Source organism: Syntrophothermus sp., assembly GCF_013314835.1.
Lineage (GTDB): Bacteria > Bacillota > Syntrophomonadia > Syntrophomonadales > Syntrophothermaceae > Syntrophothermus > Syntrophothermus lipocalidus.
Window position 1 is genome coordinate 1 of sequence record NZ_JABUEX010000163.1, and the last position, 2,049, is coordinate 2,049.

The 2,049-nt window shown below is 58.7% G+C and carries 3 protein-coding genes; all 3 read right to left on the reverse strand.

Annotation, left to right across the window (positions count from 1 at the left end):
* A partial coding sequence (gene pilM / locus HPY90_RS15995) for a type IV pilus biogenesis protein PilM (protein ID WP_287195988.1) occupies positions 1-348 on the reverse strand: 348 nt, incomplete at its 3' end.
* Entirely contained in the window at positions 348-1,526 is a 1,179-nt protein-coding gene (locus HPY90_RS16000) for a PilX N-terminal domain-containing pilus assembly protein (RefSeq protein WP_287195986.1), read from the reverse strand. The genes pilM and HPY90_RS16000, both read right to left, overlap by 1 nt.
* A 22-nt stretch (positions 1,527-1,548) precedes the next feature.
* A partial coding sequence (locus HPY90_RS16005) for a PilW family protein (RefSeq protein WP_287195987.1) occupies positions 1,549-2,049 on the reverse strand: 501 nt, incomplete at its 5' end.

The following is a 2,049-nucleotide window of genomic DNA, read 5'->3' on the forward strand; positions in this document are numbered from 1 at the left end:
GGGCACCGGGATGTAACGCTCGGCCTCCCACCTGAGCGCTGACTCGAGCTCCTTCCGGGGCATGGGGGGCACGCGGATGTCCCGCGAGATTACCTTCTCTCCGGTGATGGCCGCGATCACCTTCCCTGCAGGTGCCCCCGCCTCCGCAACAATCTTCTCCAAAGCAGCTACAACTTCCCCCGCGAGCAGGCCTTCGCTCCAGGCGGCAGGCGGAGTAGGCGTGAGGGCGAGTGTGGTAACCTCGGGCGCGCCGGAGGCGGCACGCGCTGCGGCCACCTTGATGTACTCCGTACCGATGTCAACTCCTGTAAACTCGGCTTTTCTAAAAAATCTTCCCCGCTTCCACATCACAGGACAGGATATTGCTCCTTCCAGGATTCAACCTTGAGGCTCATTGAGGTTCCTTGGGCAACTTCTGAGGGGATGTTCCGGACGACCAGGTCGGGGTTACAGGTAATCGTAACCGTGCCCCCGCCCTGCCCGGAGAAGTCTAATCCCTGGGCGAGCACCCCCCCGTACAGGGAAGCATTTCCCTGCGCAGAAAACCTTCCTTTGGCAACCACCACCGCGTCCACCTCGTGGTTCTTGATGTCAACGTCCCCGAAGGAGATGAAGACGAGCATGTCGCTCGCAGTGTTGTCCGCCTTCAGGTCGCCAGTGACATCGATGCGGCCGGTTGCCACGATCACAGCCCGCCCCCTGTATTTTCCCGAGATCTCGACATTCCCCTCAACAAAATAGACGCCGCTGTAAGAGGTAGTTTCATTCTTGCCACCGAACGTTTTGTCGCCCTGGTAGCACTGGCCGCTTTCCAGGGCCCTGGATTTGTAGTGCTCCACATCCAGGGAAGGGAACGGGGGGACGTCAGGGTAATTCGGATAAGTATTTCCCTTAATGTTGTCGTGTTGCTCGGTGATGCTCCCGGAGGCATAGGCATCGCCACGGATCTCGGTCGACCCCGAGAGGGTGAGGCTGCCGTTCAAGACCAACAAAACCTTCTTGTCTTCCGGGTCCGGAACGAGCGAAAAATTGCCGCTGATGGTAAGACCCTGCGCCACCGGCGGGAGAATGCTGATGCCCCTCACGAGGTCGGAGACCCCGGAGACAAGAACGCTCGCAACGATGGTCCTGCGTGCCGTGTGAAAGGCGCCGACGGAAGTAATAGCAAGTTTCGTGCCAGGTCCGACAGCCTCTTCTTTTTTCACTCTTACCTCCTGGATTTCTCCTCCGGCATAGGAAACGTGAGCGAAAACAGTTTGCTCCAAGTTAAAGGGCAACCCAGCGTACCACCCGGGTTCTTCCCTAATCTTGACGAGCAGCCTCTCCACACCGGCATCGGCGGCGTAGTACGCCTGGACGAGGTCGCGCTGGGAAGCGGCGTTTCTCCGGTGGCTCCCCGCGAGAGTCACCACCGCCGTCGCCAGCAAGAGCAGAACAAACAGCACCACCATTACCAGGACCAGGGCCTGGGCGCGCTCCAAGCTCTTTTTCTGCCCGCCCAAATTTCTTCCTGCACCCCCCGGCAAACAGATCACTCCCGGACGCGTTTTAAACAGAGCGCAGGCGCACACCTGTGCTCATGGTGACGGTGCCGCTTCTGTCCTTTTCGCCCGTGAGCCGGATGTGCACAAAGGTTATCTTTTTCGGGTCTGCAGTTTCTGCCGGTTCGTACGTGATTTCGAGAGCGGTCACATAGCTGGCTACCGGGTTCGCAGTGCCGCTGACACCGCGCAGAAGCTGGTAACACTTGGCAGTATCAGAGTACCTAACATAGTAGGAGATATACTTCTCATCGGAGCTGAAAAACATCACCGAATCAGGCTTCGCCTCAACGAGGTAGAGGGCGCCCCGCAGCTCCCTGCTCATCCGGTCAAGTCCAAGGCGCAGGTTCTCCTGAACCTCCACCCTGTCCCGCGTCCTCATCCAGCTCACCACTCCCCGCTGGTAGAGGAGCAGGGCTGCCCCAAAGACCACGGCCAAAACGAGGGAGGCAATCAGGACCTCAACCAGAACAAAACCATTTTTTCTTCCTGAAACTCCCCTCATTCC